The organism is Salarchaeum sp. JOR-1, assembly GCF_007833275.1.
GTDB lineage: Archaea > Halobacteriota > Halobacteria > Halobacteriales > Halobacteriaceae > Salarchaeum.
The window spans coordinates 706212-728147 of the sequence record NZ_CP042241.1 but is presented as its reverse complement, the minus strand read 5'-3'; the positions used below and the strand labels follow the sequence as shown (position 1 = coordinate 728147).

The window sequence follows — 21936 nt, the reverse complement described above, 5'->3', positions numbered from 1 at the left end:
CCACGTTCGCGGCGTGTGGGGATTCGAGACCGAACAGCCAAAAGCGAGTTTCGACCGAATAGTGAGAGGGTTCAAGTAGGAAGCCGCGGCCAGCGGGCGGCGTGACGTAACCACGACCGGCCGGGGGACGAGGCGGGAGCGCGGCGCACCCCGGCCGAACCAGTCTGCCGCCTGTCAGCCCCTCAGAACCCGTCTTCGAAGCGGAAGGTGCCGTCGCGCTGGACGACCTCACCGTCCACTTCGATGACGGAGTCCTCGCTCATGTCCACAATCATGTCCACGTGCGTCGCCGACTCGTTGGGTTCGCGGTCGTCGGGAACGCATGCGTCGTAGGCCATGCCGACGGCGAGGTGGACGGTGTCACCCATCTTCTCGTCGAACAGCATGTTGTACGTGAACCGGTCGATGTCGCGGTTCATTCCGATCCCCAGTTCCCCGAGATAGCGTGCGCCCTCGTCCGTGTCGAGGACGCTCGTGAGCACGTCGCGGTTCTTCGCGGCATCGTGCTGGACGACGCGGCCGTCCTCGAATTCGAGGTAGGCGTCCTCTATCTCCTGACTCTGGTGGTAGAGCGGGAGGTCGAAGCGAACGGTTCCCTCGACGCTGTCGGGGACGGGCGCGGTGAACACCTCGCCGCCGGGGAGGTTGTGTTCTCCGTGGTCGTTCAGCGTCTTCATCCCGGCGACGCTCATCGTGAGGTCGGTCTCGTCGCCCGAGCGGATGCGAACCTCGTCGGCGGGGTCGAGGATTTCGACCAGCTGTTCCTGGTGGCGGCGCTGGGCGTCCCAGTCCTTGTTCACGGCGTTCCACACGAACTCCTCGTACTCCGCGGTGCTCATACCGGCGAGCTGTGCGTCCGCGGGCGTCGGATACTGCGTGAGACACCACTGCGTGGAGAGAAGTTCGGTGCGCGCGGGCTGAATGGCGCGCTGGTAGGCGGCGTTCTGTTCGTCCGGTACGTCGGCGCGTGCGGCGACGTTGTCGTGGCCGCGAATGCGGATGGTCGCATCCGTCTCCGCGAAGAGCGCCTGGAGGTGGTCGGGGTTCTCGAACTCCTCGGCCTCACGGAGGTAGGCGCGAGCGGCGCGGTCCGCGCCGAGGACGGTGTCGCCGCCGTACAGCATGACTGGCGTCGCGCCTTCCTCGGCGAGTCGTTCGTAGACGGCGACGGCGAGGTCTTCCGCCGTCGGCGGCGCGGTGACGGCGACTCGGTCGCCAGCTTCGATGTTCGTGGAGTGCGAAACGAGGACGTCAGCGTGGTCGCGGACGCGGGGATCCATACCGGAGACTGGTGGGGGACGCGAAAACCGCTTTCGGAGTGCCGGAACCGCGAGCGTTTTCGCCCTCGGCCGGCGAGTCGGAGTATGCTCGACTTCCGGAGCGACACCGTCACGCGTCCGACCGAGGAGATGCGGGAGGCCGCGCGAACGGCGGACGTTGGCGACGACGTCTACCGAGAGGATCCGACCGTGAACGAACTCGAAGCCGAAGCCGCAGCGCGCGTTGGGATGGAGGCCGCGATGTTCGTGCCGTCGGGAACGATGGGAAACCAGATCGCGGCGCGCGTCCATACGGAGCGCGGTCAGGAGGCGCTCGTGGAGGAGGCGAGTCACGTCTACAAGTACGAACTCGGCGGGTTCGCCCAGCACTCGGAACTCCAGGTGCGGACGTTCGACGGCGGCGAGAACGGCGCGCCCACGCCCGAACAGGTCGAATCCGGGTACGTCGAGGAGGAGCTCCACCGGCCGGGCACGGGCCTGCTCTGTCTCGAAAACACGCACAACGTGAAGGGCGGCGTCGCCGTCGCCCCGGACACCATCGGCGCGGCGGCGGACGCGGCGCGCGACCACGGCGTCCCCGTCCACCTCGACGGCGCACGGCTGTTCAACGCCGCCGTCTCCCTCGACGTGCCCGCGAGCGAGATCGCCGAGCACGTCGACTCAGTGATGGTCTGCCTCTCGAAGGGACTCGGCGCGCCCGTCGGGTCGATTCTCGCGGGCGACGCGGCGTTCATCGAGAGCGCGCGCCGCGTCCGCAAACTGTTCGGCGGCGGGATGCGGCAGGCCGGGATGGTCGCCGCTCCCGGACTGGTCGCGCTGGAGAACGTCTCACGGCTCTCGAGCGACCACCAGAACGCGGCGGCGCTCGCGGCCGGCCTCGACGACATCGACGGCCTCCGCGCGCCCGCGCCGGACACGAACATCGTCCTCGTCCACACCGAGGACGCCGACCTCACGGCGAGCGAACTCATCGGGCGCTGCGAGCGCGCGGACGTGCTGGCGTCCGAGTTCGGCGAGCACACCGTGCGGTTCTGCACGCATCAGGACGTGGGCTCGGCGGGCGTGGAGCGCGCTATCGACGTCGTCGCGGACGCCGTCTAGTCCTTTCCCTCGTGGAAGCCGTCCCGGAACCCGGAGACGGTTCGAGTGAGAAATCGGTAGACGTAGAGGACGAACGCGACGAAAATACCTGCAATCGCGTAGAAGACCGGGTCGTCGGGGAGCACACGTGAGAGGTGCCCGTAGTCGCGTATAGGGTTTTCGCCGGGTAACGCTAAAGCCGTCGGACGCGCAAGGGTGGGGTATGTCCCTTCTGCCCTCCCAGAAGCCGGACGCGCCGGACGGCGACCCGCGCGTCATCGGCGTTGACTCGGAGGACGCCGACCGCGTGCTGTCCGCGCTCTCCGCCGGCACCGCTCGCACGATGCTCACCACGCTCCACGAGGAGCCCGCGACCGCGTCCGAGCTCGCCGATGACGTGGAGACGAGCCTCCAGAACGCCCAGTATCACCTCGGGAAGCTCCGGGACGCCGACCTCGTGGAGGTCGCGGGAACCTCCTACTCGGAGAAGGGCCGCGAGATGGACGTGTACGCGCCGACGGACGCACCGCTCGTGCTGTTCGCGGGCGACGAGAACACGGGGAGGACGGTGCAGTCGATGCTCGGCTCGCTCCTCGGCGCGGTCGCCGTGCTCGGCGTCGCCTCGCTGCTCGTCCAGTACCTCACGGAACACGTGTTCGCGTCGAACGCGGGCAGCGCCGGCGGATTCTCCACCATGAACGTCGACACGGCGTCGAATGCGGCGGGCGGCGTGCCGCCGGGCGTCCTGTTCTTCCTCGGCGGCGTCCTCGCCCTCGTGCTCGCCGCCGGCTACCGATACTGGCGGTGACTCAAACGGCTGTTTGAGTCTTCACGAACTACTTGATGTACCCGGTGGTAGTAGCGGGTACGGGTCACCGTCCCCGTGGCCTGTCCGCGTCCGCGTGACGCACCCGCTACGTTCGGCCCTCCACCCCGAACGACTCGACGACCGTTCCGTCCTGCCGTCTGATTTCTCCGCTGAGTCCCGCCTCCGTCGGTTCGAGCTCCGCGTGCGTCACCGGATAGCCCCGGGGTTCGGCGTGGGTTCCGGGGTTCAATAGCACTACGCCGCCCGCGTTCGTGACCGTGGGGCGGTGGGTGTGTCCCGAAATCACGAGGGGCGCGCCGCGTTGTCGGCCGAACATCGCGAGACCGGTCTCGCCGCCGCGTTCGGTGTGCGTCATCGCGACCCGGACGCCGTCGAGTTCGACCGTGCGGGCGGCCGGGAGTCGGTCGCGAACCGCCCGTGTGTCCGCGTTCCCGTGGACGGCGTGCATTCGGTTCGCGGCGTCGTGGAACGCGTCGAGCGCCGCCTCGGTGGTGAAGTCGCCCGCGTGCAGGACGACCGAGGCGGCTTCGACGGCCTCCCGGGTGCGGCCGGCGAGTTCGTGGCCCGTCTCGCTGTGCGTGTCGGCGACGACGGCGATCATGATGCCACCGGAACCAGGAGCGCGAACAGGTAGAGCGCTGCGCCGGTGACGACCGCGCCGACGAGCGACTGGACGTGAATCCGAACGGCCGTCCGGCGGTCGGCGCGCCGCGCGGCGTCGTCACCCACCTCACGGCGGGCGTTCCCGCCGTCGCTCACGTCGTAGATTCCTTTTGCCGCGAACCCCGCGCAGAACCCTCGTACGCCCTGTAGTACGCCCTCAAATCCCGCAAAGAGCGGGACGATAGCGGTGAGCGTCCAGACAGCGGGAAGCGCGAGCACGTACACGGTACCGAAGGCCGCAGCGGCGAGCACGAACCCGGCAACGCCGAACGCGTACCGTTTCCGTCGCTCGCCCTGGCCGATGTTACACACCCCTGGCTGGTACTCGGTCATACAGCCGGGAACGAACGCGACCACCGAAACGGTTCCGGCGGGCGCTTTTTTCACGCCGCGGGGCGAACCCGCCGGTAATGGCGTCAAGCAAGTCTGTCGTTCTCGCGGCGTTGTTCGCGAACGCCGCCATCGCCGTCCTGAAGTTCGTCGGGTTCACGCTCACCGGGAGTCCGGCGATGCTCTCGGAGACGTACCACTCCATCTCCGACACGGGAAACCAGGTGTTCCTCCTCATCGGCCTGCGGTACGGCGGCCGCGAACGCACCCGTGCGCACCCGTTCGGGTACGGGAAGGCGCAGTTCTTCTACGCGTTTCTCGTGAGCGTCCTCCTGTTCGGCATCGCGGGCTGGGAGAGCTTCACCCACGGGTATCACGCGCTCACCAGCCACTCGTCCGCGGCGCTCTCCGGCACGGTCACCCTGTTCTCCCGGACGTTCCCCGCGGTCTGGGTGAACTACGGCGTCCTCCTCGGCGGCATCGCGTTCGAGTCGTACGCGCTCCGGCAGGCGGTTCTGGGGATGCGCGCGGACATCCGACGGCACGACTGGAGCGGGTTCCGGGAGGCGTTCCGGAAGACCTCGAACGTCACGACGCTCACCGCGTTCACCGAAGACCTCATCGCGGTCTCCGGACTGGCGCTCGCGCTCGTCGGCGTGTTCCTCAGTGACCTGACCGAGAACCCCGTCTACGACGCCGCCGCCGCGCTCCTCATCGGCGTGCTCCTGATGGTGTTCGCGGTCGCGCTCGCCTGGGAGAACAAGCGACTCCTGGTCGGCGAGAGCCTCCAGAAGGAAGCGGAGGACGAGCTCCGCGCCATCGTTTCTGACTGGGAGGGCGTCGAAGCCATCGAGGACTTCCGCACGGTGTTCTTCGGTCCGAACCGGGTTCTGGTGACCGCGGACGTGGCGTTCGATTCGTCGTGGGACACGGAACGCATCGACGACGCCATCACCGCCATCGAGGACGACCTGCAGGCCGCGAACAGCGACGTGCGGAAGGTCTACATCGAACCCGAGGTGTAGGCGAACCCCGAGTTTAAGCCGTTTGACGGCGAACACGTTCCCAACGTGGCTTCGAGCAACGCGGACTACCTCCGGTTCTTCCCGAAACCGTCGCCGTACGACAATCAGTCGGAGGCGATGGCGCGGATTCGGGAGTCGCTGGAGGACGGCCGGAACGTCCTCTTCGAGGGGGCGTGCGGGACGGGGAAGACGCTGGCGTCGCTCGCGCCGGCGCTGTCGTACGCGCGGGAGACGGACAAGACGGTGGTGATCACGACGAACGTCCACCAGCAGATGCGGCAGTTCGTCCGGGAGGCCCGGGAGATTCACGCGGAGGAGCCCATCCGCGGTATCGTGTTCAAGGGGAAGGGCGAGATGTGCCACATCGACGTGGGGTACGAGGAGTGTCAGGTGCTCCGGGACAACACCCACGAGGTCGTGGACGCAGAACGCGACCGGGAGCAGCTCGCGGAACGCCAGCAGGAGTTACTGGACGCGGCGAACGACGGCGAGTCGGGGGCGGCGGACGCCCGACAGGCCGTGATGGACGAACTCGAATCCGTCGAGGCGGAACTCGAAGACCTCCGGGAGAAGAACACCTGCGAGCACTACTACGAGAACCTCACCGCCGACACGGACGACTTCTACGCGTGGCTGTACGACGACGTGCGGACGCCCGAGGACATCTACGAGTACGCGGCGATGGAGGGGCTCTGTGGGTACGAGCTCCTCAAGGACGGCATCGAGGGCGTGGATCTCGCGGTGTGTAACTACCACCACCTGCTCGACCCCGGAATCCGCGCGCAGTTCTTCCGGTGGCTCGGCCGCGACCCCGAGGACGTGGTGGTGGTGTTCGACGAGGCGCACAACGTCGAGGGCGCGGCGCGCGACCACGCCTCCGAGACGCTCACGGAGAACACGCTCACCGAGGCCGTCTCCGAACTCGAGGAGTCCGACGACGCGCGGGCGGACGCGGCGCTGAACGTCGTGGAGGCGTTCCGGGACGCGCTCGTCGAGACGTACGAGGCCTCCTTCGGGTACGGGGACGCAGAGCGCGTCGGGGAGAACTGGGAGGACGTGCCGGTCGCGAACGAGGACAAGCGCGACGACCTCACGCTCGCGTTCCTCGACCACTACGAGGGCCGCGGCATCAGTCAGGACGTGGACGACGCGTTCGCGCTCGGCGAACACTTAGACGAGCAGTACGAGGACGCGTACCGGAACGGGGACGCGACGACGCGCGAGGACTGTCAGACCCTCCAGTGCGCGCGGTTCGTGGACGCCTACCTCACGAAGGGGACGGATCTCGGCCAGTACCCCACCGTGTCGGTGCGGCGGGACTCGGGGACGGAAACCGTCTACGGCCGCGCGGAGCTCTACACGTGCATTCCGCGGGACGTGACCACCGAACTGTTCGAGGACGTGCACGCGAGCGTGCTGATGAGCGCGACGCTCCGGCCGTTCGACGTGACCGCGGACGTGCTGGGACTCGACGACCCGGAGACGATGGCGTACGGCCTCCAGTTCCCCGAAGAGCGGAGACGGACGTTCGCCGTGGACACGGAGCCGCTGTTTTCGAGTAACCGCGAAGACCCCGCCGTCCAGCGGGAGTACGCGGACGCGCTCCGGGAGTTCGTGGAGTTCTCGGCGGGGAACACGCTCCTGTTCTTCCCGAGCTATTCGGAGGCGGAGCGCTACCACGACCTGCTCGCTGACGCGGACGCCGCGCGCTACCTGGACGAACCGGGCGTGAGCGCGGCGGCGTTGCGCGAGGAGTTCGTCGCTGACGACGGCGCGGTGCTGTTCACGAGCCTCTGGGGGACGCTCGCGGAGGGCGTGTCGTTCGACGGCGACGACGCGCGCTCCGTGGGCGTGGTCGGCGTGCCCTATCCCCACTTGGACGAGCGCGCGCAGGCGGTGCAGGACGCGTACGGCGAGGCGTTCAAGGACACGGGCCGAAAGCGCCGCGGCGAGGATCCCGGCTGGCGGTACGCCGTGGAGATCCCGACGGTGCGAAAGACCCGGCAGGCGCTCGGGCGCGTGATTCGGTCGCCCGACGACTTCGGGGTGCGCGCGCTCTTCGACCGCCGGTACACGAAGGAGTCCAGAACCGCGATGCGGAAGTACAGCGTGAACAACGCGTTCCCGCCGGAGGAACGCTCGGAACTCATCGACATCGCGCCCGAGAAGCTGAAGTTCGCGACCCTGAACTTCTTCGGCGACATGGACGCCTGGGACGGCAGTCCGCCGCGACCCTAGGCGGGGAGCGCGAGGGTGCTGATGCGTTCGTTGTGGGTGGCGTCCCGGAATTCGAGTTCTTCTACAGTCCACGTCACGGAGTCGAGGTCGACTCCGAGCACGTCGTCGAGCGCGGACTGCGCGCGGAAGCCGGAGAGGTCGCGGGCGAGCGTGACGTGCGGCGTGTAGTCGTCGCCCTCCATCCCCGGCACGGGGTCGAACGCGTCGCAGAGTGATCGGTGAACCTCGTGGAGGCCGGGGCTCTCGACCGCGAGGTAGACGACGGGGCTGGTGCCGCTCGGCGGATTCTCGAAGACGCCGACACCGCTGATTCGACACTCGAAGCTCGGCGCGCCGCGGAGGGCGTCGCGGGCGCGGCGCTCGTTCTCCCGGTACTCGCGGCGGTCGTCGGCGGGGAGGCGTTTCGCGACGAGCGAGCGCGTGCGGCGCTCGCGAACGCGGTCGAACGGCGTGAGGAGCGGCCGGAGGTCGTCCACGACGCCGTGAACCGCGTCGGGGACGGGGACGTTCACGCTGTACACGCGAGAGAGGAGGGACTGCGGGGGTTTGCGTTCGTCGGCTCAGATGCGGTCGAGCAGCCAGAGGACGATGAGGGCGGCGATGAGCAGGCCGACGAGCGGGCCGGCGATGGCCGCGAGCGTGCCGACGACTTCGCCGACGACTTCGAGGGCGAGCCAGACGACGACGAGTACGAGGACGAGTTTGAGGAGGTCTTCGACATCCAGTTCCGCGCGGTCGAGCATAGCCTGAGGTTCGCGGGCAGCCACCATAACGTATGCGGCGAGCCGGTCGATGGCGAAACCCATTAATACGAGGACGAGTGTAGAGTGGGATACGATGACGACGGCTCCCGCCGCTTCGCGTTCGCGTTCGGTGAGCGAGTCGTCCGCCGCTTTCCTCGCGCGACGACGACGACCGGGGTCTTCTGACCCCAACTAGTTACTTCCTCACGTCGGTCGGTCGTTCGCGCGCTCACTAACCACGGAATCAAACGAGAATGTCAGGAAAAGCGGCGCTCGCCTTCTCGGGCGGGCTCGATACGACGGTCTGTGTACCGCTGCTAGAAGAAGAGTACGGCTACGACGAGGTGATCGGCGTCACAGTTGACGTCGGGCAACCCGAATCGGAGTTCGACGAGGCCGAGGAGACGGCGGAGGCGCTCGGGCTGGAGCACTTCGTCGTGGACGCGAAGGACGAGTTCGCGTCGCTCTGCATGGACGCCGTGCAGGCGAACGCGGACTACCAGGGCTACCCGCTCGGCACGGCGCTGGCGCGTCCGGTCATCGCGAAAGCCATCCTCGAAGTCGCGGAAGAAGAGGGCTGTGCGGCGGTCGCGCACGGCTGCACCGGGAAGGGGAACGACCAGTTGCGCTTCGAGGCGGTGTGGCGGAGCTCCGACCTCGAAGTCGTCGCGCCGGTGCGCGAACTCGGACTCACTCGCGAGTGGGAGGTCGACTACGCGGCGGAGAAGAACCTGCCCGTCGAGGGCGGGAACGCGGGCGTGTGGAGTATCGACTCGAACCTCTGGAGCCGCAGCATCGAGGGCGGACAGCTCGAAGACCCCGGGTACGTTCCGCCGACGGACATCTACGAGTGGACGGACGACCCCGGCGAGGACACCGAGCTGGTCGAGATCGAGTTCGAGGCGGGCGTGCCGGTCGCGGTGAACGGCGAGGAACTCCCGCAGGTGCAACTCATCCAGTACCTGAACGACCTCGCGGGAAGCTACGGGGTCGGTCGCACGGACATGATGGAAGACCGCATGCTCGGGCTGAAGGTCAGGGAGAACTACGAGCATCCGGCGGCGACGACGCTCCTGAACGCGCACGAGGCGCTCGAAGGCCTGGTGTTGACGAAGGAGGAGCGCGACTTCAAGCAGGAAGTGGACGCGCAGTGGTCGCAGAAGGCCTACGAGGGCCTCGTTGACGCGCCGCTCGTTGACGCGCTCGACGGGTTCATCTCGACGACGCAGGAGCGCGTCACGGGAACGGTGACGGTCAAGTTCGAGGGCGGGCAGGCGCGGCCGGTCGCCCGCGACAGCGAGTACGCGGTGTACTCGGAGTCCGCGGCGTCGTTCAACACCGAGACGGTCGACGGGATCAAGCAGGAGGACGCGACGGGCGTGGCGAAGTACCACGGGTTCCAGTCGCGTCTCGCGAACAAGTCGAAGCCGACGCTCACGACGGACGGGGGCGACGACGAATGAACGGCGGAGAGGACTCGCCGGCGGTTCGCCGGGAGCGCTTCAGCGGCGGCCCCGCCCGCGAGTTCCTCTCCTCGATGGACGCCGACAGCAGGATTTTCGGGGCGGACCTCGCGGTCGACCGCGCGCACGTCGCGATGCTCGCCGAACAGGACGTTATCGAGGCGTCGGCGGCGGCGTCGATTCTGGACGCGCTCGACGACGTGGAGTCGGCGGGCTTCGACGCGCTCCCCGACGGCGAAGACGTGCACGAGGCCATCGAGACCGCCGTCATCGACCGCGTCGGCCCCGTCGGCGGGAAGATGCACACGGCGCGCTCGCGCAACGACGAGGTCGCGACCTGCATCCGGTATCGGTTCCGCGACGACCTGCTGGACGCCGCGGAGACGACTATCGCGTTCCGGGAGGCGCTCGTAGAGGCGGCCGCGGAGCACGCTGAGACGGTGATGCCGGGGTACACGCACCTCCAGCCGGCCCAGCCGGTGACGGTCGCGCACTTCCTGCTCTCCTACGAGTCCGCGGTCGCGCGGGACACCGAACGCCTCCTCGACGCCTACGCGCGGACGAACCGGAGTCCGCTGGGCGCGGCCGCGTTCGGCGGGACGCCGTTCGATATCGACCGAGAGCGCACCGCCGGCCTGCTCGGGTTCGACTCGGTCATCGAGAACAGTATGGACGCGTCCTCGACGCGGGACTTCCTCGTCGAGGGCGTGTCGGCGCTCGCGGCGCTCGCAACCACGGTCTCGGGGCTCGCGGAAGACCTGGTGGTGTTCTCGAACAAGGGCCTCGTCTCGCTCTCGGACGACTACTCCTCGACGTCCTCGATCATGCCGCAGAAGAAGAACCCGGACACGCTCGAGCTCGTCCGCGCGACCGCGGGCGACGCGGCGGGCGCGCTCCAGGGCCTCCTCACCACGTTGAAGGGGCTGCCGCGGGCGTACAACCGTGACCTGCAGTCCGCGACGGGGTACGGCTGGACGGCCGTGGACGAGGTGACGGAGGCCGTCGCGGTCGCGGCGGGCGCGGTCGCCACGGCGGAGTGGCCGGCGGACGCGCTCGCGGACGCCGCCGGTGAGGGGTTCTCGACGGCGACGGGCGTGGCGGACACGCTCGCGATGGCGGGGCTTCCGTTCCGCACCGCGCACGAGATCGTCGCGGAAGCGGGAACGGGCGACATCGCGGCGCTGGACGACGCGGCGCTCGACGTGACCGGGGAGTCGCTCGCGGATCTCGCGGACGTCGAGGCCGTGGAGGCGGCGCTCGATCCGGCGGCGAGCGTGGCGATGCGGGACTCATTCGGCGGCCCCGCCCCGGACGCGGTGGCGGGCGCGCTCGACCGCGCGGCCGACGGGGTCGACGCGGACGTGGACGCGGTGGATGAGCGCCGGGACGCGCTCGCGGACGCCGCGGACGACCTCGCGGCGGAGGTGGCGTCGTATGAGTAGCGCCGCGTTCGGCGGATCGCTGCGACGACCGCGACCCCCGTTCGGGGGACTTTATAACTACAGTACGGGTTTCGGCTCGCGGTTTCGTTCGCGTTCTTCGGGCGGTTCGTCCGGGTAGCGACGGCACTGCCGTTATTTAATTTTTCTGACAAGTTCGACGTGTTTAAGTGGGAGTGGTGGGTAGGCGTGAGTGTATGACAGACTGTGTCGAGTGCGGGGCGGAAGTCTCCCTGCACGAGGACCTCGAAGTCGGAGAGATCGTCGACTGTGCCACCTGCGGTCAGGAGCTCGAAGTCGTCGACACCGAACCTCCCGTCCTCGAGCGGGCGCCCGAGCTCGACGAGGACTGGGGGGAGTAACGTGCAAATCGGCATCCTCTACTCGCGGATACGGAAGGACGAGAAACTCCTCCTCTCCGAACTCCGCGAGCGCGGCCACGACGTCGAGAAGCTCGACGTGCGGAAACTCGAATTCGGGGTCGGCGACCCGCCGGAGGGCGTCGCCGACCTCGACATCGTGCTCGACCGGTGTCTCGCCACCAGCCGCAGCCGGTACGCCACCCAGTTCGTCGACAGCTACGGCGTCCCGGTCGTGAACGCGCCAGACACCGCCGACCTCTGCGCGGACAAGGCGAAGACGAGCGTCGCGCTCGACGCCGCGGGCGTCCCCACGCCCGAGACGACGGTGGCGTTCGACACGGACAGCGCGCTCTCCGCCATCGAATCCTACGGGTATCCCTGCGTCGTCAAGCCCGTTATCGGGTCGTGGGGCCGCCTGATGGCGAAACTCGAATCGCGGAGCGCCGCGGAGGCCGTGCTCGAACACAAGGCCACGCTCGGCCACTACGAGCACAAGGTGTTCTACGTCCAGGAGTTCGTGGAGAAACCCGGCCGCGACATCCGCGTCGTCGCGCTCGACGGCGAACCCGTCGCCGCGATGACGCGCTCCGCCGACCACTGGCTCACGAACGCCGCGAAGGGCGCGGAGACCGCGGAGTTCGAGATCACGCCCGAAATCGAGTCACTCGTCGAGAAAGCGAGCGACGCCGTCGGCGGCGGACTTCTGGGTGTCGACCTGATGGAGACCAACGCGGCGCGGAGCGCCGCGGAACAGGCGAGCGGCGAGGAGCCGCGAGACCCCTCGTACACGGTGCACGAAGTGAACCACACGGTCGAGTTCAAGGCGCTGAACGACTGCGTGGACGCGGACGTGCCCGCGGCCGTGGTGGACTGGCTCGAAGCGAAGGCCGAGACGGGGGTGTCGACATGAAGGTCGGCGTCGTCGGCGCGTCCGGGTTCACGGGCGGCGAGCTCTGCCGGCTCGTCAGCGGCCATCCCGAGTTCGACCTCGTGACGGCGACGAGCCGCGAGTACGCGAACAAGACGGTGGGGAGCGTCCACCCGAACCTGCGCGGGCTCGACCTGCGGTTCTCGCACCCGGACGACCTCGACGACCTCGACGTGCTGTTCGTCGCCGCGCCGCACGGCGTGACGATGGAGCACGTCGAGGAATACAGAGACATCGCCGACCTCGTGGTCGACCTCTCCGCGGACTTCCGGCTCGATTCGGAAGCACAGTACGACGAGTGGTACGACGGCCACAGCGCGCCCGACCACATCTCTGACGGCGTGTACGCGCTCCCGGAACTCCACCGCGAGGAGCTGGCGGGCGCGGACCTGATCGCGTCCGGCGGCTGTAACGCGACCGCGACGATTCTCGGACTGAAACCGCTCGCGGACGCCGGCATGCTCGACGACGCCGATATCACTGTGGACGTGAAGGTCGGGTCGTCGGAGGGCGGCGCGGGCGGCGGCGCGGCGTCCTCGCACCCCGAGCGCTCGGGCGTCGTCCGGCCGTACGCGCCGACCGGCCACCGCCACGAGGCCGAAATCGAACAGGAGCTCGGCGTCCAGGTCGGGTTCACCGCGCACGCGGTGGACATGACCCGCGGCGCGGCCGCGACCTGCCACGTCTATCCCGAGGCGGTTCCGGGAACGGGCGACCTCTGGCGGGCGTTCCGGGACGCGTACGAGGACGAGCCGTTCGTCCGGCTGGTCGCCGGGAGCGGCGGCGTCTACCGCTATCCAGAACCGAAGGCCGTGGCGGGAACGAACTACGCCGACGTCGGGTTCGAGCTCGACGAGCGCAACGGCCGCGTCGTGGTGTTCTCCGCCATCGACAACATGATGAAGGGATCCGCCGGCCAGGCCGTCCACGCGGCGAACGTCGCGCTCGGCATCGACGAGCAAGCCGGCCTGGCGTTCGACGGACTCCACCCGGTGGGTGCTCCATAGATGACTTGCGCGAGACGGTCGTTCGACGGGCGCTGCGACTCGCTAAGTCACACTCGCCACTGTCGGAGGTGGCTCGCGTGACGTTGGTCGTGAAAATCGGCGGCGCGCGCGCGGTGAACCCCGAGGGCGCGCTGACGGACATCGCGCACCTCGTGTTGAACGGCGAGGACGTGGTGGTCGTCCACGGCGGGTCGACCGCGGTGGACGACCTGCTCTCCCGCCTCGACATCGAACCCGACTACGTGGAGTCCCCGTCCGGGATGACCGGGCGGTTCACGGACGCGGAGACGATGGACGCGTTCACGATGGCGATGGCCGGCGTGAACACCGACCTCGTCGCCGCGCTCCAGGAGGCGGGCGTGCCCGCAGTCGGCCTCTCCGGCGTCGACGGCGGACTCCTCACCGGCCCGCGGAAGTCCGCCGTGAAGGTCGTGGAGGATGGAACGAAGAAGATTCGCCGCGGCGACCACTCCGGGAAGATCACGGACGTGAACACGGGCCTCCTCGAAACCGTGCTCGACGAGTACGTGCCCGTGGTGTCGCTCCCGATGCTCGCCGAAGACGGGGTCGCGGTGAACGCGGACGCCGACCGGGCGGCCGCGGCGGTCGCCGGCGCGCTCGACGCCGACCTCGTCGTGTTGACGGACGTGGCGGGCGTGTACGCCGATCCCGACGACCCGGACACGCTCGTCGAGAGTGTGGAGACGCCCGACGACCTCGACGCGGTCGAGGAGTACGCGGAGGGGTTCATGTCGAAGAAGGTGCTCGCCGCGACGGAAGCGCTCGACGGCGGCGCGGAGTCGGTGACTATCGCGGACGCGAACGCGAACGACCCAATCGTCTCCGCGCTCTCCGGCCACGGCACGCGCTTCACGCGGGGCGCGCTCGGAGGTGAGAGCGATGCCTGAGGCGTCGTTCGTCTTCGGCGAGAAACCCATCCGCATCGAGTCCGGCGACGGCGTCAAGCTCTACGACGACGACGGGAACGCGTACCTCGACTTCGGCGCGAGCTACGCGTGCACGCCGCTGGGGCACAGCCATCCCGCCGTCGTGGACGCCGTCCAGGAGCAGGTCGCGGAGTTGACGTTCGTCCAGGGGTCGTATCCCGTGGACGCCCGCGACGGCCTCTACGAGCGCCTCGGACGCCTCGGGCCGGGCGACTGCTCGAACGTCTGGCTCTGCAACTCCGGCACGGAGGCGAACGAGGCCGCGTTGAAGTTCGCGCGGCACGCCACCGGAAGATCGGAGGTCGTCGCGGCGACCCGGGCGTTCCACGGGCGGACGATGGGGTCGCTCGCGGCGACGTGGAAGGACGAGTACAAGGAGGGGTTCGGCCCGCTCCCCGAGGGGTTCACGCACGTCCCCTACGGCGACGCCGAGGCGCTCGCCGAAGCGGTCACGGAGGACACCGCGGCGGTCATCCTCGAACCGATACAGGGCGAGGGCGGCATCAACCCCGCGCCCGACGGCTACCTGCAGGCCGCGCGCGACGCGACCGACGCGGCGGGCGCGGCGCTCGTGTTCGACGAAATCCAGACCGGCCTCGGCCGGACGGGCACGCTGTGGGCGTGCGAGGACGCGGGCGTCAGCCCCGATATCCTCACCACCGCGAAAGGCCTGGGGAACGGCCTGCCCGTCGCCGCCACGCTCTGCGCTGACTGGATCGCGGAGGACGCCGGCTCGCACGGCTCGACGTTCTCCGGCGGCCCCGTCGTCTGCGCCGCCGCGAACGCCACCCTCGACGCGATTGTCGAGCAGGAGTTGCCCGCGCACGCCGCCAGCCTGGGCGAGACGTTCAAGCGCCGCCTGGGAGAAATCGACGACCTCCGGGACGTGCGGGGCGAGGGCCTGCTCGTCGGCGTCGAGGTGAAACGGGGGGCGAACCGCGCGCTCAAGCGCCTCGCGCTGAACCACGGCGTGCTCGCGCTCCCGACCGGCCGCACCGTCGTGCGGTTCCTCCCGCCGCTCGTCGCGACCGAGGAGGACTGCGTGGCGGTCGCGGACGCGCTCGAATCGGTGGTCGGATGACCCGGAGCCTGCTCCGCGACCTCGTGGCGACGCCGTCGGTCTCGGGCGACGAGGCCGCGGCGGCCGACGTGCTCGTCGAGTTCTTCGAGGAGCACGGCCGGGAGGCGTGGACGGACGCGGTCGGGAACGTCCGCGCGCCCGCCGACGACTCCGTGCTCCTCACGTCCCACGTGGACACCGTCCCGGGCGACATCGAGGTGCGCGTGGAGGACGACACGCTCTACGGCCGGGGGAGCGTGGACGCGAAGGGATCGCTCGCGGCGATGGCGACCGCCGCCGTCGAGACCGGCGCGTCGTTCGTCGGCGTCGTCGGCGAGGAACGGGACTCCCGGGGCGCGCGCCACCTCGTCGCGAACCGCGAGGAACCGGACGCCGTGGTGAACGGCGAACCCTCGGGCTGGGACGCGGTGACGCTCGGCTACCGGGGGCTCCTGCCGGCGCGCTACGAGGTGGAGACGCCGACCGCGCACGGGTCGCTCCCGGAGGCGAACGCCATCGACCACGCGACCGCGTGGTGGGAGTCGGTGCGGGCGGCGTTCGACGAGGCGTCGGAGACCGTGTTCGAGACCGTGACGCCGACGCCGCTCGACCTGAACGGCGGGACGAGCGGGGACGGCCTGAGCGTCGACGCGACCCTCACCGCCTCGTTCCGCCTGCCGCCCGAGACCGGCGCGGCGGACGTGAAGGAGACGCTCGCCGACCTCACCGAGCACGGGAGCGTCTCCTACGACCAGCACTACCAGCCGGTGATGGTGTCGCCGCGGACGCCGGTCGCGGGCGCGCTCCGCGCCGCCATCCGCGAGGAGGGCGGGAGTCCGGGGCACGTCCGCAAGACGGGAACGAGCGATATGAACGTGTACGCCGCGGCCTGGGACTGCCCGATGGCGACCTACGGCCCCGGCGACTCCGAGCTGGATCACACGCCGAACGAACACATCAGTCTCGCCGAGTACGACCGGAGCGTCCGGGTGCTCTCGGCGACCGCAGACCGCCTATGCACTTCCTGAACGTCGACGACCTCACGCCCACGGAGTTGGACAGCGTCCTCACCAGTGCCCGCGACCTGAAGGGCGACTACGCCGGAACGCCGCTCGCCGAGAAGAGCCTCGCGATGCTGTTCGAGAAGGCGAGCACGCGAACCCGCGTGAGCTTCGAGGTCGGGATGACGAAGCTCGGCGGGCACGCCGTCTTCCTCGGGAAGGACGACATCCAGCTCGGCCGCGGCGAACCCGTGCAGGACACCGCGCGCGCGCTCGCCTGCTACGCCGACGCCGTGATGGCGCGCGTGGACGACCACGAGACGCTCGAAACGCTCGCCGCGTACTCCTCAATCCCGGTCGTGAACGGGCTGTCGGACGAGGCGCATCCGGTGCAGACGCTCGCCGACCTCCTCACTATCGAGGAAGTCGTCGGCGGCGACGCCTCGGTCGCGTGGGTGGGGGACGGGAACAACGTCGCAGCGTCGTTCGTCGTCGGCGCGGCGATGCGCGGCCACGACGTGTCCGTCGCCACCCCGGACGCGTACGCGCTCGACGACGACGTGTTCGACCGCGCGAGCGACTACTCCGGCACCGTCACCGCGACCACCGACCCAGAAGAAGCGGTCGCGGGCGCTGACGTGGTGTACACGGACGTCTGGGTGAGCATGGGCGACGAGGACGAACGCGAACAGCGCCTCGACGCACTCCAGCCGTACCAGGTGAACGAAGACCTGCTCGCGGGGACGGACGCGAAAGTGATGCACTGCCTGCCCGCGCACCGCGGCGAGGAAATCACGGCGGACGTGCTCGAAAGCGAGCGCTCGCTGGTGTGGCGGCAGGCGGAGAACCGGATGCACGGCCAGAACGGCCTGCTGGTCGAACTCGTGTAGTTGCGCGAAGCGCCCCCTATTTGTGGCTCGGCCGCGCACGTCCGACAATGACAGACCTCAGTCTCGACGTGTCGACGCCGCCCGAGGCGGACGACGGCGTCTGGCTCGCGTGCATCGAGTGCGGGAACGCGGTCGCGCCGTTCGACGACGTGGTGTATCGGTGTCCCGACTGCGACGGCCTGCTGGAAGCCAGATACGACGAGTACCCGGACTGGAGCGAGTTCGAGGGACGCGGCGTCTGGCGGTACAGCGCGGCGCTCCCGTTCGAGGAGGGCGTGAGCATCGAGGAGGGCGACACGCCGCTCTACACGGCTCCCGGCATCGAGGACGACCTCGGCCTCGCCGACCTCCGCGTGAAACACGAGGGCATGAACCCGACGGGGTCGTTCAAGGACCGCGGGATGACGCTCGGCGTGAAGGTCGCGGACGAACTCGGCGTCGGCCGCCTCGCCTGCGCCTCCACCGGAAACACGTCCGCGGCGCTCGCGTGCTACGGCACCCGCGCCGGCAAGCAAGTGCTCGTCCTGCTACCGGCGGGGAAGGTCGCGGCCGGGAAGGTCGCGCAGGCGAGCCTGCACGGCGCGAAAATCTGCGAAGTCGACGGGAACTTCGACGACTGCCTCGACGTGGTCGCGGAGCTCGCGGACAGGGGTGAAGCGTACCTCCTGAACAGCCTGAATCCGTTCCGGCTGGAGGGCCAGAAGACCATCGGGCTCGAAATCCTCGAGCAGTCGAAGGCCGAAACGGGCGAGTACCCCGACCGCATCGCGCTCCCGGTGGGGAACGCGGGGAACACGGCGGCATTGTACAAGTGCTTCCGCGAGCTCGTCGCGGCGGGCGCGATGGACGAGTCGGAGATGCCGAAGCTCACGGGCGTGCAGGCCGCGGGCGCGGCCCCGATGGTCGAAGCCATAGAGAACGACTGGGACGAAGTCCAGCCGTGGGACGAGGTGGAGACGCGCGCGACCGCCATCCGCATCGGCAACCCCGTGAACGCGCCGAAGGCTCTGCCGGGGATTCGCGCGACCGACGGCACCGCCGTCGCCGTCGGGGACGACGAAATCACGGACGCCCAGCGGGCGCTCGCCCGAGAGGGCGTCGGCGTCGAGCCCGCGTCCGCCGCCTCGATTGCGGGCGTCCGGAAGCTCCGCGAGGCGGGCGAAATCGACGCGGACGAACAGGTGGTGTGTCTCACCACCGGCCACCTCCTCAAGGATCCGGACGCCGCGGCCGCCGCCGGGTCGGAGCCGGTTCCGGTGCCCGCGGACGCGGACGGCGTCCTCGACGCGCTCTAGCGGTATTCTTATTCGCGTGGGTTGGATGAGTCTCGACCAGAGAGGGGGATGCAGGTAACGCCCGAGGTCTGGGTGTCGTCGCTGTCCGGAGCAGCGGCGCTGCTCGTCGCCGGCTACTCGTGGCGGCTCCGGTCCGCGCCGGGCGCGCGAGCGCTCACCGCGTTCCTGCTTGCGGCCGCGCTGTGGGCGGCCGGGAACGCCGCGCAGGCCGCGGCGACGACGCTCCCCCAGAAGCTCGTGGCGGTGGACGTCCAGTACGTGGGTATCGCCGTCGCACCGGTCGCGTGGGTGGTGTTCGCCGCGCGGTACGCCGACCGTGATAGCTGGCTCACCCCGCGGACGCTCGGACTCCTCTGCGTCGTCCCGCTGGTGACGCTCACGGTCGCGTGGACGAACGACAGCCACGCTCTCCTGCGAACGGGCGCCGCGCTCGAACGCGCGGGTGGCGTCGTCACGCTCACCCGCGAGTTCGGACCGTGGTTCTGGGTGGCGTGGGCGTACTTCGGCGTGACGAACACCATCGGGACGGGACTCCTGCTCGCCGCGCTCGTTCGGTCGCCGCCCGCGTTCCGCGGGCAGGTCGTCGCCGTTCTCGCGGGCGTGAGCGTGCCCGCGGTCGCGCAGGTCGCGTACTTCGCGGGCGCGAGCGCGTTCGAACCGGAGGCGTTCGTCGGCGTCACGGCGCTCGCGTTCGGGTACGCCCTCTCCCAGCACTCGCTCCTCGACGTGGTGCCGGTCGCGCGGGACACGCTCGTGGAGGAACTCGACGACGGCGTGCTCGTCGTGGACGCGACCGGGCGCGTCGTGGACGCGAACCGCGCGGCGACCCGGCTGCTCGACACGACTGACGTGGTCGGCGAGCCCGTCGGGCGCGTGCTCTCCGACCGCCTCGACGGCGAGGCGCCGGTCTCGGTGACGGACGCTGAGGGGCGGGAGCGCTGGGTGGCCGTCACGGAGAGCGGGCTCGACAACGACGGCACGCTCGTCCGAGTGCGGGACGTGACCGACCTCGAACGCAAGCGCCGCGAGCTCGCGCGGGAGAACGACCGCCTGAACCGGGTCGCCGACACCATCAGTCACGACGTGCGGAGTCCGCTCACGGTCGCGTCGGGGTCGCTCGCGCTCGCCCGGGAGACCGGGGACGCGGAGGACTTCGAGCGGGCGGCGCGCGCGCTCGACCGCGTGGAGCGCGTGGTGGACAGCACCGTGCGGGCGGCGCGCACCGACCTCGGCGTCCCGGAGCGCGAACGCGTCGACCTCGGGTCGGTGGCGCGTGACGCGTGGGAGACGAGCGAGACCGGGGACGCCGCGCTCGAGGTCGAGTCCACGGGAACCGTGCTCGCGGATCGCGCGCAGGTTCGGAGTCTGCTGGAGAACCTCTTCCGGAACGCGGTCGCGCACGGCGACGCCACCACCGTCACGGTGCGCGCGACGGACGCGGGGTTCGTCGTCGCGGACGACGGCACGGGAATCGCGGCGGGCGAACGCGGGCGCGTGTTCGACACGGGGTACACGACGAGCGACGCCGGAACCGGGCTCGGGCTCTCCATCGTGCAGGCCATCGCTGACGCACACGGCTGGATCGTCTCGCTGGACGCTGCGGAGACGGGCGGCGCGCGCTTCGCGTTCGACACGGGTTCCGAGACGCGAGCCGCGCAGCAGCAAAAAGCCGAGCGTAGGGATTAGTCGCCGTTCAGGTCGATTTCCTGGACGGAGATGATGCGGTCGTCGGCGACGAGTTCGTCGCGCACGTCCTCGGGGACGGGGTTGTCGAGGTTGTAGACGGTGAGGGCTTCGCCGCCGATGGTTTCGCGGGCGTTGAACATGCCGGCGATGTTGATGTCGCTCTCGCCGAGCACGGTGCCGATGAGGCCGATGACGCCGGGTTCGTCGCGGTTGCGAGCGACGAGCATCGTGCCGTGCGGGATGGCGTCGACGCGGTAGCCGTCGATGGAGACGAGTCGGGGTTCGTCGCCCGTGAAGAGCGTGCCGGAGACGGAGAGTTCGCGGTCGTCGACGCCGACGGTGACGGTGAGGAGGCTCTGGAAGTCCTCGGTCGTGTGCGTCTTGGATTCGGTCACGTCGATGCCGCGTTCCTCGGCGACGCGGGGTGCGTTGACGGCGTTCACGTTCCACTCGAGGGGTTCGAAGACGCCCTTCTGCGCGCTCGCCGTCACGAGGTCGAGGTCTTCGTCGGCGATGTCGCCCGCGTACGTCACCTCGATGCGGTCGATGCGCTCGCCGAACAGCTGGGCGGCGACCTTTCCCGCCGTCTCGGCGAGTTCGATGTAGGGCTCGATGCGCTCGTACGCGGTCTCGTCGACGCTCGGCGCGTTCAGCGCGTTCAGCACGGGCTGGTCGGCGAGCGCTGCGACGACCTGGTCTGCGGTCGTGGTGGCGACGTGCTCCTGGGCGGCCTCCGTCGACGCGCCGAGGTGGGGCGTGGTGATGATGTCCTCGACGTCGAGCAGCGGCGAGTCGGCGGTGAGCGGTTCGTCCTCGAACACGTCGAGCGCCGCGCCCTTGAGCACGCCGTCCTCGACGGCGTCGGCGAGCGCGGTTTCGTCGACGACGCCGCCGCGCGCGACGTTGACGAGGTAGCCGCCCTCTATCTGCGCGAGTTCGTCCTCGCCGAGGAGGTGGTGGGTCTCGTCCGTGAGCGGGACGTGGACGGTAACGAAGTCAGCGGCGTCGAGGCAGGCGTCGAGGTCGACGAGTTCCGCGCCGAGCTGGTTCGCGCGGTCCTCGCCGATGTAGGGGTCGTAAGCGACGAGGTTCATGCCGACGCCGCTGAGTCGTTTCGCGACCTCCTGGCCGACGCGGCCCAATCCGACGATGCCGAGGGTCTTGCCGTTGAGTTCCGTGCCGAGGAAGTCGCCTTTCGCCCACTCGCCGTCAGTGAGACGGGTGTGGGCTTGCGGGATGGAGCGGGCGGTGGCGAACATCATCGCGACGGTGTGTTCGGCGGCGGCGCGGACGTTGCCTTCGGGTGCGTTGGCGACGATGACGCCGTGGTCGGTGGCGGCGTCGATGTCGATGTTGTCCACGCCGATGCCGGCGCGGCCGACGATTTGGAGGTCGGGCGCGTGTTCGAACACCTCGCGGGTGACTTCGGTGCCGGAGCGGACGATGAGTCCGTTCGCGTCGGCGACGGCGTCGAGGAGGGCGTCACCCTCGGCTTCGTACGCTTCGACGACGTCGTGGCCTGCGTCGTGTAGTCGCTCCAGACCGGCGTCCGCGATGGGATCGGTGACGAGTACCTTCATGTCGTGATGGAATCGGCCCATCCGCCTAAAGGTTTCTGCACGTGCATGAATTGTCGCGTCCGAATACCGCCAATAATATCCACAATCGTG

The 21936-nt window shown here is 69.4% G+C and carries 22 protein-coding genes; 15 read left to right on the top strand and 7 right to left on the bottom strand.

The window, feature by feature from the left end; all coding sequences use genetic code 11:
* Positions 1-182 precede the first annotated feature (182 nt).
* Entirely contained in the window at positions 183-1280 is a 1098-nt protein-coding gene (locus FQU85_RS04795) for an aminopeptidase (protein ID WP_145844995.1), read from the bottom strand.
* An 84-nt stretch (positions 1281-1364) separates the two neighbouring features.
* On the opposite strand from FQU85_RS04795, the gene FQU85_RS04790 reads away from it, so the two are divergent.
* Positions 1365-2381 carry a low specificity L-threonine aldolase gene (locus FQU85_RS04790; RefSeq protein ID WP_145844991.1) on the top strand — a complete coding sequence of 339 codons (1017 nt, stop codon included), beginning with the start codon at positions 1365-1367 and terminating at the stop codon, positions 2379-2381.
* Here FQU85_RS04790 and FQU85_RS13700 read toward each other — a convergent pair.
* Positions 2378-2506: a hypothetical protein gene (locus FQU85_RS13700; RefSeq protein ID WP_255473816.1), complete on the bottom strand. Its 129-nt coding sequence runs from the start codon at positions 2504-2506 to the stop codon at positions 2378-2380. The two genes, FQU85_RS04790 and FQU85_RS13700, sit on opposite strands and share 4 nt — an antisense overlap.
* Positions 2507-2583: 77 nt before the next feature.
* Between FQU85_RS13700 and FQU85_RS04785 the strand changes: the two genes are divergently transcribed.
* Positions 2584-3168 (top strand): winged helix-turn-helix domain-containing protein, encoded by a 585-nt coding sequence (locus FQU85_RS04785; protein WP_145844989.1) that lies wholly within the window; start codon positions 2584-2586, stop codon positions 3166-3168.
* Between the two features lie 106 nt (positions 3169-3274).
* Here the strand turns inward: FQU85_RS04785 and FQU85_RS04780 are convergent, their stop codons facing one another.
* Both FQU85_RS04780 and FQU85_RS04775 read right to left on the bottom strand, forming a co-directional pair.
* Positions 3275-3790: a metallophosphoesterase gene (locus tag FQU85_RS04780; RefSeq protein ID WP_145844987.1), complete on the bottom strand. Its 516-nt coding sequence runs from the start codon at positions 3788-3790 to the stop codon at positions 3275-3277.
* Positions 3787-4185 carry a hypothetical protein gene (locus FQU85_RS04775; RefSeq protein ID WP_145844985.1) on the bottom strand — a complete coding sequence of 133 codons (399 nt, stop codon included), beginning with the start codon at positions 4183-4185 and terminating at the stop codon, positions 3787-3789. Before FQU85_RS04775 ends, FQU85_RS04780 begins: the two co-directional genes overlap by 4 nt.
* A gap of 77 nt (positions 4186-4262) precedes the next feature.
* Between FQU85_RS04775 and FQU85_RS04770 the strand changes: the two genes are divergently transcribed.
* Together FQU85_RS04770 and FQU85_RS04765 are read left to right on the top strand one after the other, a co-directional pair.
* Entirely contained in the window at positions 4263-5207 is a 945-nt protein-coding gene (locus tag FQU85_RS04770) for a cation diffusion facilitator family transporter (RefSeq protein WP_145844980.1), read from the top strand.
* 45 nt (positions 5208-5252) lie between these two features.
* Positions 5253-7445 carry an ATP-dependent DNA helicase gene (locus tag FQU85_RS04765; protein WP_145844978.1) on the top strand — a complete coding sequence of 731 codons (2193 nt, stop codon included), beginning with the start codon at positions 5253-5255 and terminating at the stop codon, positions 7443-7445.
* Here the strand turns inward: FQU85_RS04765 and FQU85_RS04760 are convergent.
* The gene (locus FQU85_RS04760) at positions 7442-7966 is read right to left on the bottom strand and encodes a 2'-5' RNA ligase family protein (protein WP_145844976.1); all 525 of its coding nucleotides are present in this window, start codon (positions 7964-7966) and stop codon (positions 7442-7444) included. The two genes, FQU85_RS04765 and FQU85_RS04760, sit on opposite strands and share 4 nt — an antisense overlap.
* 39 nt (positions 7967-8005) lie before the next feature.
* The gene (locus tag FQU85_RS04755; protein ID WP_145844974.1) at positions 8006-8188 is read right to left on the bottom strand and encodes a hypothetical protein; all 183 of its coding nucleotides are present in this window, start codon (positions 8186-8188) and stop codon (positions 8006-8008) included.
* A 254-nt stretch (positions 8189-8442) separates the two neighbouring features.
* On the opposite strand from FQU85_RS04755, the gene FQU85_RS04750 reads away from it, so the two are divergent.
* From FQU85_RS04750 to FQU85_RS04700, 11 genes are all read left to right on the top strand, one after another.
* Complete coding sequence (locus tag FQU85_RS04750) at positions 8443-9651, top strand: argininosuccinate synthase (protein ID WP_145844972.1); 1209 nt, start codon at positions 8443-8445, stop codon at positions 9649-9651.
* Positions 9648-11093: an argininosuccinate lyase gene (gene argH / locus FQU85_RS04745; RefSeq protein WP_145844969.1), complete on the top strand. Its 1446-nt coding sequence runs from the start codon at positions 9648-9650 to the stop codon at positions 11091-11093. Before FQU85_RS04750 ends, argH begins: the two co-directional genes overlap by 4 nt.
* Positions 11094-11287: 194 nt before the next feature.
* The gene (gene lysW, locus FQU85_RS04740; protein ID WP_145844967.1) at positions 11288-11452 is read left to right on the top strand and encodes a lysine biosynthesis protein LysW; all 165 of its coding nucleotides are present in this window, start codon (positions 11288-11290) and stop codon (positions 11450-11452) included.
* A 1-nt stretch (position 11453) separates the two neighbouring features.
* A complete protein-coding gene (gene lysX / locus FQU85_RS04735; protein WP_145844965.1) occupies positions 11454-12362 on the top strand; it encodes a lysine biosynthesis protein LysX in 909 nt (302 codons plus the stop codon).
* Positions 12359-13387, top strand: a complete 1029-nt coding sequence (gene argC, locus FQU85_RS04730; protein WP_145844959.1) for an N-acetyl-gamma-glutamyl-phosphate reductase — start codon at positions 12359-12361, stop codon at positions 13385-13387. The genes lysX and argC overlap by 4 nt, the downstream gene beginning before the upstream one ends.
* 77 nt (positions 13388-13464) lie before the next feature.
* Positions 13465-14295, top strand: coding sequence for an acetylglutamate/acetylaminoadipate kinase (locus FQU85_RS04725; protein ID WP_145844957.1), 831 nt, complete (start codon positions 13465-13467; stop codon positions 14293-14295).
* Positions 14288-15415 carry an aspartate aminotransferase family protein gene (locus FQU85_RS04720; protein ID WP_145844954.1) on the top strand — a complete coding sequence of 376 codons (1128 nt, stop codon included), beginning with the start codon at positions 14288-14290 and terminating at the stop codon, positions 15413-15415. The genes FQU85_RS04725 and FQU85_RS04720 overlap by 8 nt, the downstream gene beginning before the upstream one ends.
* On the top strand, positions 15412-16422 hold the full coding sequence (locus tag FQU85_RS04715) for a [LysW]-lysine hydrolase (RefSeq protein WP_145844951.1): 1011 nt from the start codon (positions 15412-15414) through the stop codon (positions 16420-16422). The genes FQU85_RS04720 and FQU85_RS04715 overlap by 4 nt, the downstream gene beginning before the upstream one ends.
* Positions 16410-17285, top strand: a complete 876-nt coding sequence (gene argF / locus FQU85_RS04710; RefSeq protein WP_145844949.1) for an ornithine carbamoyltransferase — start codon at positions 16410-16412, stop codon at positions 17283-17285. The genes FQU85_RS04715 and argF overlap by 13 nt, the downstream gene beginning before the upstream one ends.
* 47 nt (positions 17286-17332) lie before the next feature.
* Entirely contained in the window at positions 17333-18580 is a 1248-nt protein-coding gene (thrC, locus tag FQU85_RS04705; RefSeq protein WP_145844947.1) for a threonine synthase, read from the top strand.
* 48 nt (positions 18581-18628) lie between these two features.
* Complete coding sequence (locus FQU85_RS04700) at positions 18629-20266, top strand: histidine kinase N-terminal 7TM domain-containing protein (protein ID WP_145844945.1); 1638 nt, start codon at positions 18629-18631, stop codon at positions 20264-20266.
* Here the strand turns inward: FQU85_RS04700 and serA are convergent.
* The gene (gene serA, locus FQU85_RS04695) at positions 20263-21846 is read right to left on the bottom strand and encodes a phosphoglycerate dehydrogenase (protein WP_145844943.1); all 1584 of its coding nucleotides are present in this window, start codon (positions 21844-21846) and stop codon (positions 20263-20265) included. The two genes, FQU85_RS04700 and serA, sit on opposite strands and share 4 nt — an antisense overlap.
* Positions 21847-21936 lie beyond the last annotated feature (90 nt).

Excerpts from the sequence above, each read along its gene's own strand:
- FQU85_RS04795 (WP_145844995.1), bottom strand. The coding sequence starts at position 1,280 with ATGGATCCCCGCGTCCGCGACCACGCTGACGTCCTCGTTTCGCACTCC.
- FQU85_RS04790 (WP_145844991.1), top strand. The coding sequence starts at position 1,365 with ATGCTCGACTTCCGGAGCGACACCGTCACGCGTCCGACCGAGGAGATG.
- FQU85_RS04785 (WP_145844989.1), top strand. The coding sequence starts at position 2,584 with ATGTCCCTTCTGCCCTCCCAGAAGCCGGACGCGCCGGACGGCGACCCG.
- FQU85_RS04780 (WP_145844987.1), bottom strand. The coding sequence starts at position 3,790 with ATGATCGCCGTCGTCGCCGACACGCACAGCGAGACGGGCCACGAACTC.
- FQU85_RS04775 (WP_145844985.1), bottom strand. The coding sequence starts at position 4,185 with ATGACCGAGTACCAGCCAGGGGTGTGTAACATCGGCCAGGGCGAGCGA.
- FQU85_RS04770 (WP_145844980.1), top strand. The coding sequence starts at position 4,263 with ATGGCGTCAAGCAAGTCTGTCGTTCTCGCGGCGTTGTTCGCGAACGCC.
- FQU85_RS04755 (WP_145844974.1), bottom strand. The coding sequence starts at position 8,188 with ATGCTCGACCGCGCGGAACTGGATGTCGAAGACCTCCTCAAACTCGTC.
- FQU85_RS04750 (WP_145844972.1), top strand. The coding sequence starts at position 8,443 with ATGTCAGGAAAAGCGGCGCTCGCCTTCTCGGGCGGGCTCGATACGACG.
- argH (WP_145844969.1), top strand. The coding sequence starts at position 9,648 with ATGAACGGCGGAGAGGACTCGCCGGCGGTTCGCCGGGAGCGCTTCAGC.
- lysW (WP_145844967.1), top strand. The coding sequence starts at position 11,288 with ATGACAGACTGTGTCGAGTGCGGGGCGGAAGTCTCCCTGCACGAGGAC.
- argC (WP_145844959.1), top strand. The coding sequence starts at position 12,359 with ATGAAGGTCGGCGTCGTCGGCGCGTCCGGGTTCACGGGCGGCGAGCTC.
- FQU85_RS04720 (WP_145844954.1), top strand. The coding sequence starts at position 14,288 with ATGCCTGAGGCGTCGTTCGTCTTCGGCGAGAAACCCATCCGCATCGAG.
- FQU85_RS04715 (WP_145844951.1), top strand. The coding sequence starts at position 15,412 with ATGACCCGGAGCCTGCTCCGCGACCTCGTGGCGACGCCGTCGGTCTCG.
- argF (WP_145844949.1), top strand. The coding sequence starts at position 16,410 with ATGCACTTCCTGAACGTCGACGACCTCACGCCCACGGAGTTGGACAGC.
- thrC (WP_145844947.1), top strand. The coding sequence starts at position 17,333 with ATGACAGACCTCAGTCTCGACGTGTCGACGCCGCCCGAGGCGGACGAC.
- FQU85_RS04700 (WP_145844945.1), top strand. The coding sequence starts at position 18,629 with ATGCAGGTAACGCCCGAGGTCTGGGTGTCGTCGCTGTCCGGAGCAGCG.
- serA (WP_145844943.1), bottom strand. The coding sequence starts at position 21,846 with ATGAAGGTACTCGTCACCGATCCCATCGCGGACGCCGGTCTGGAGCGA.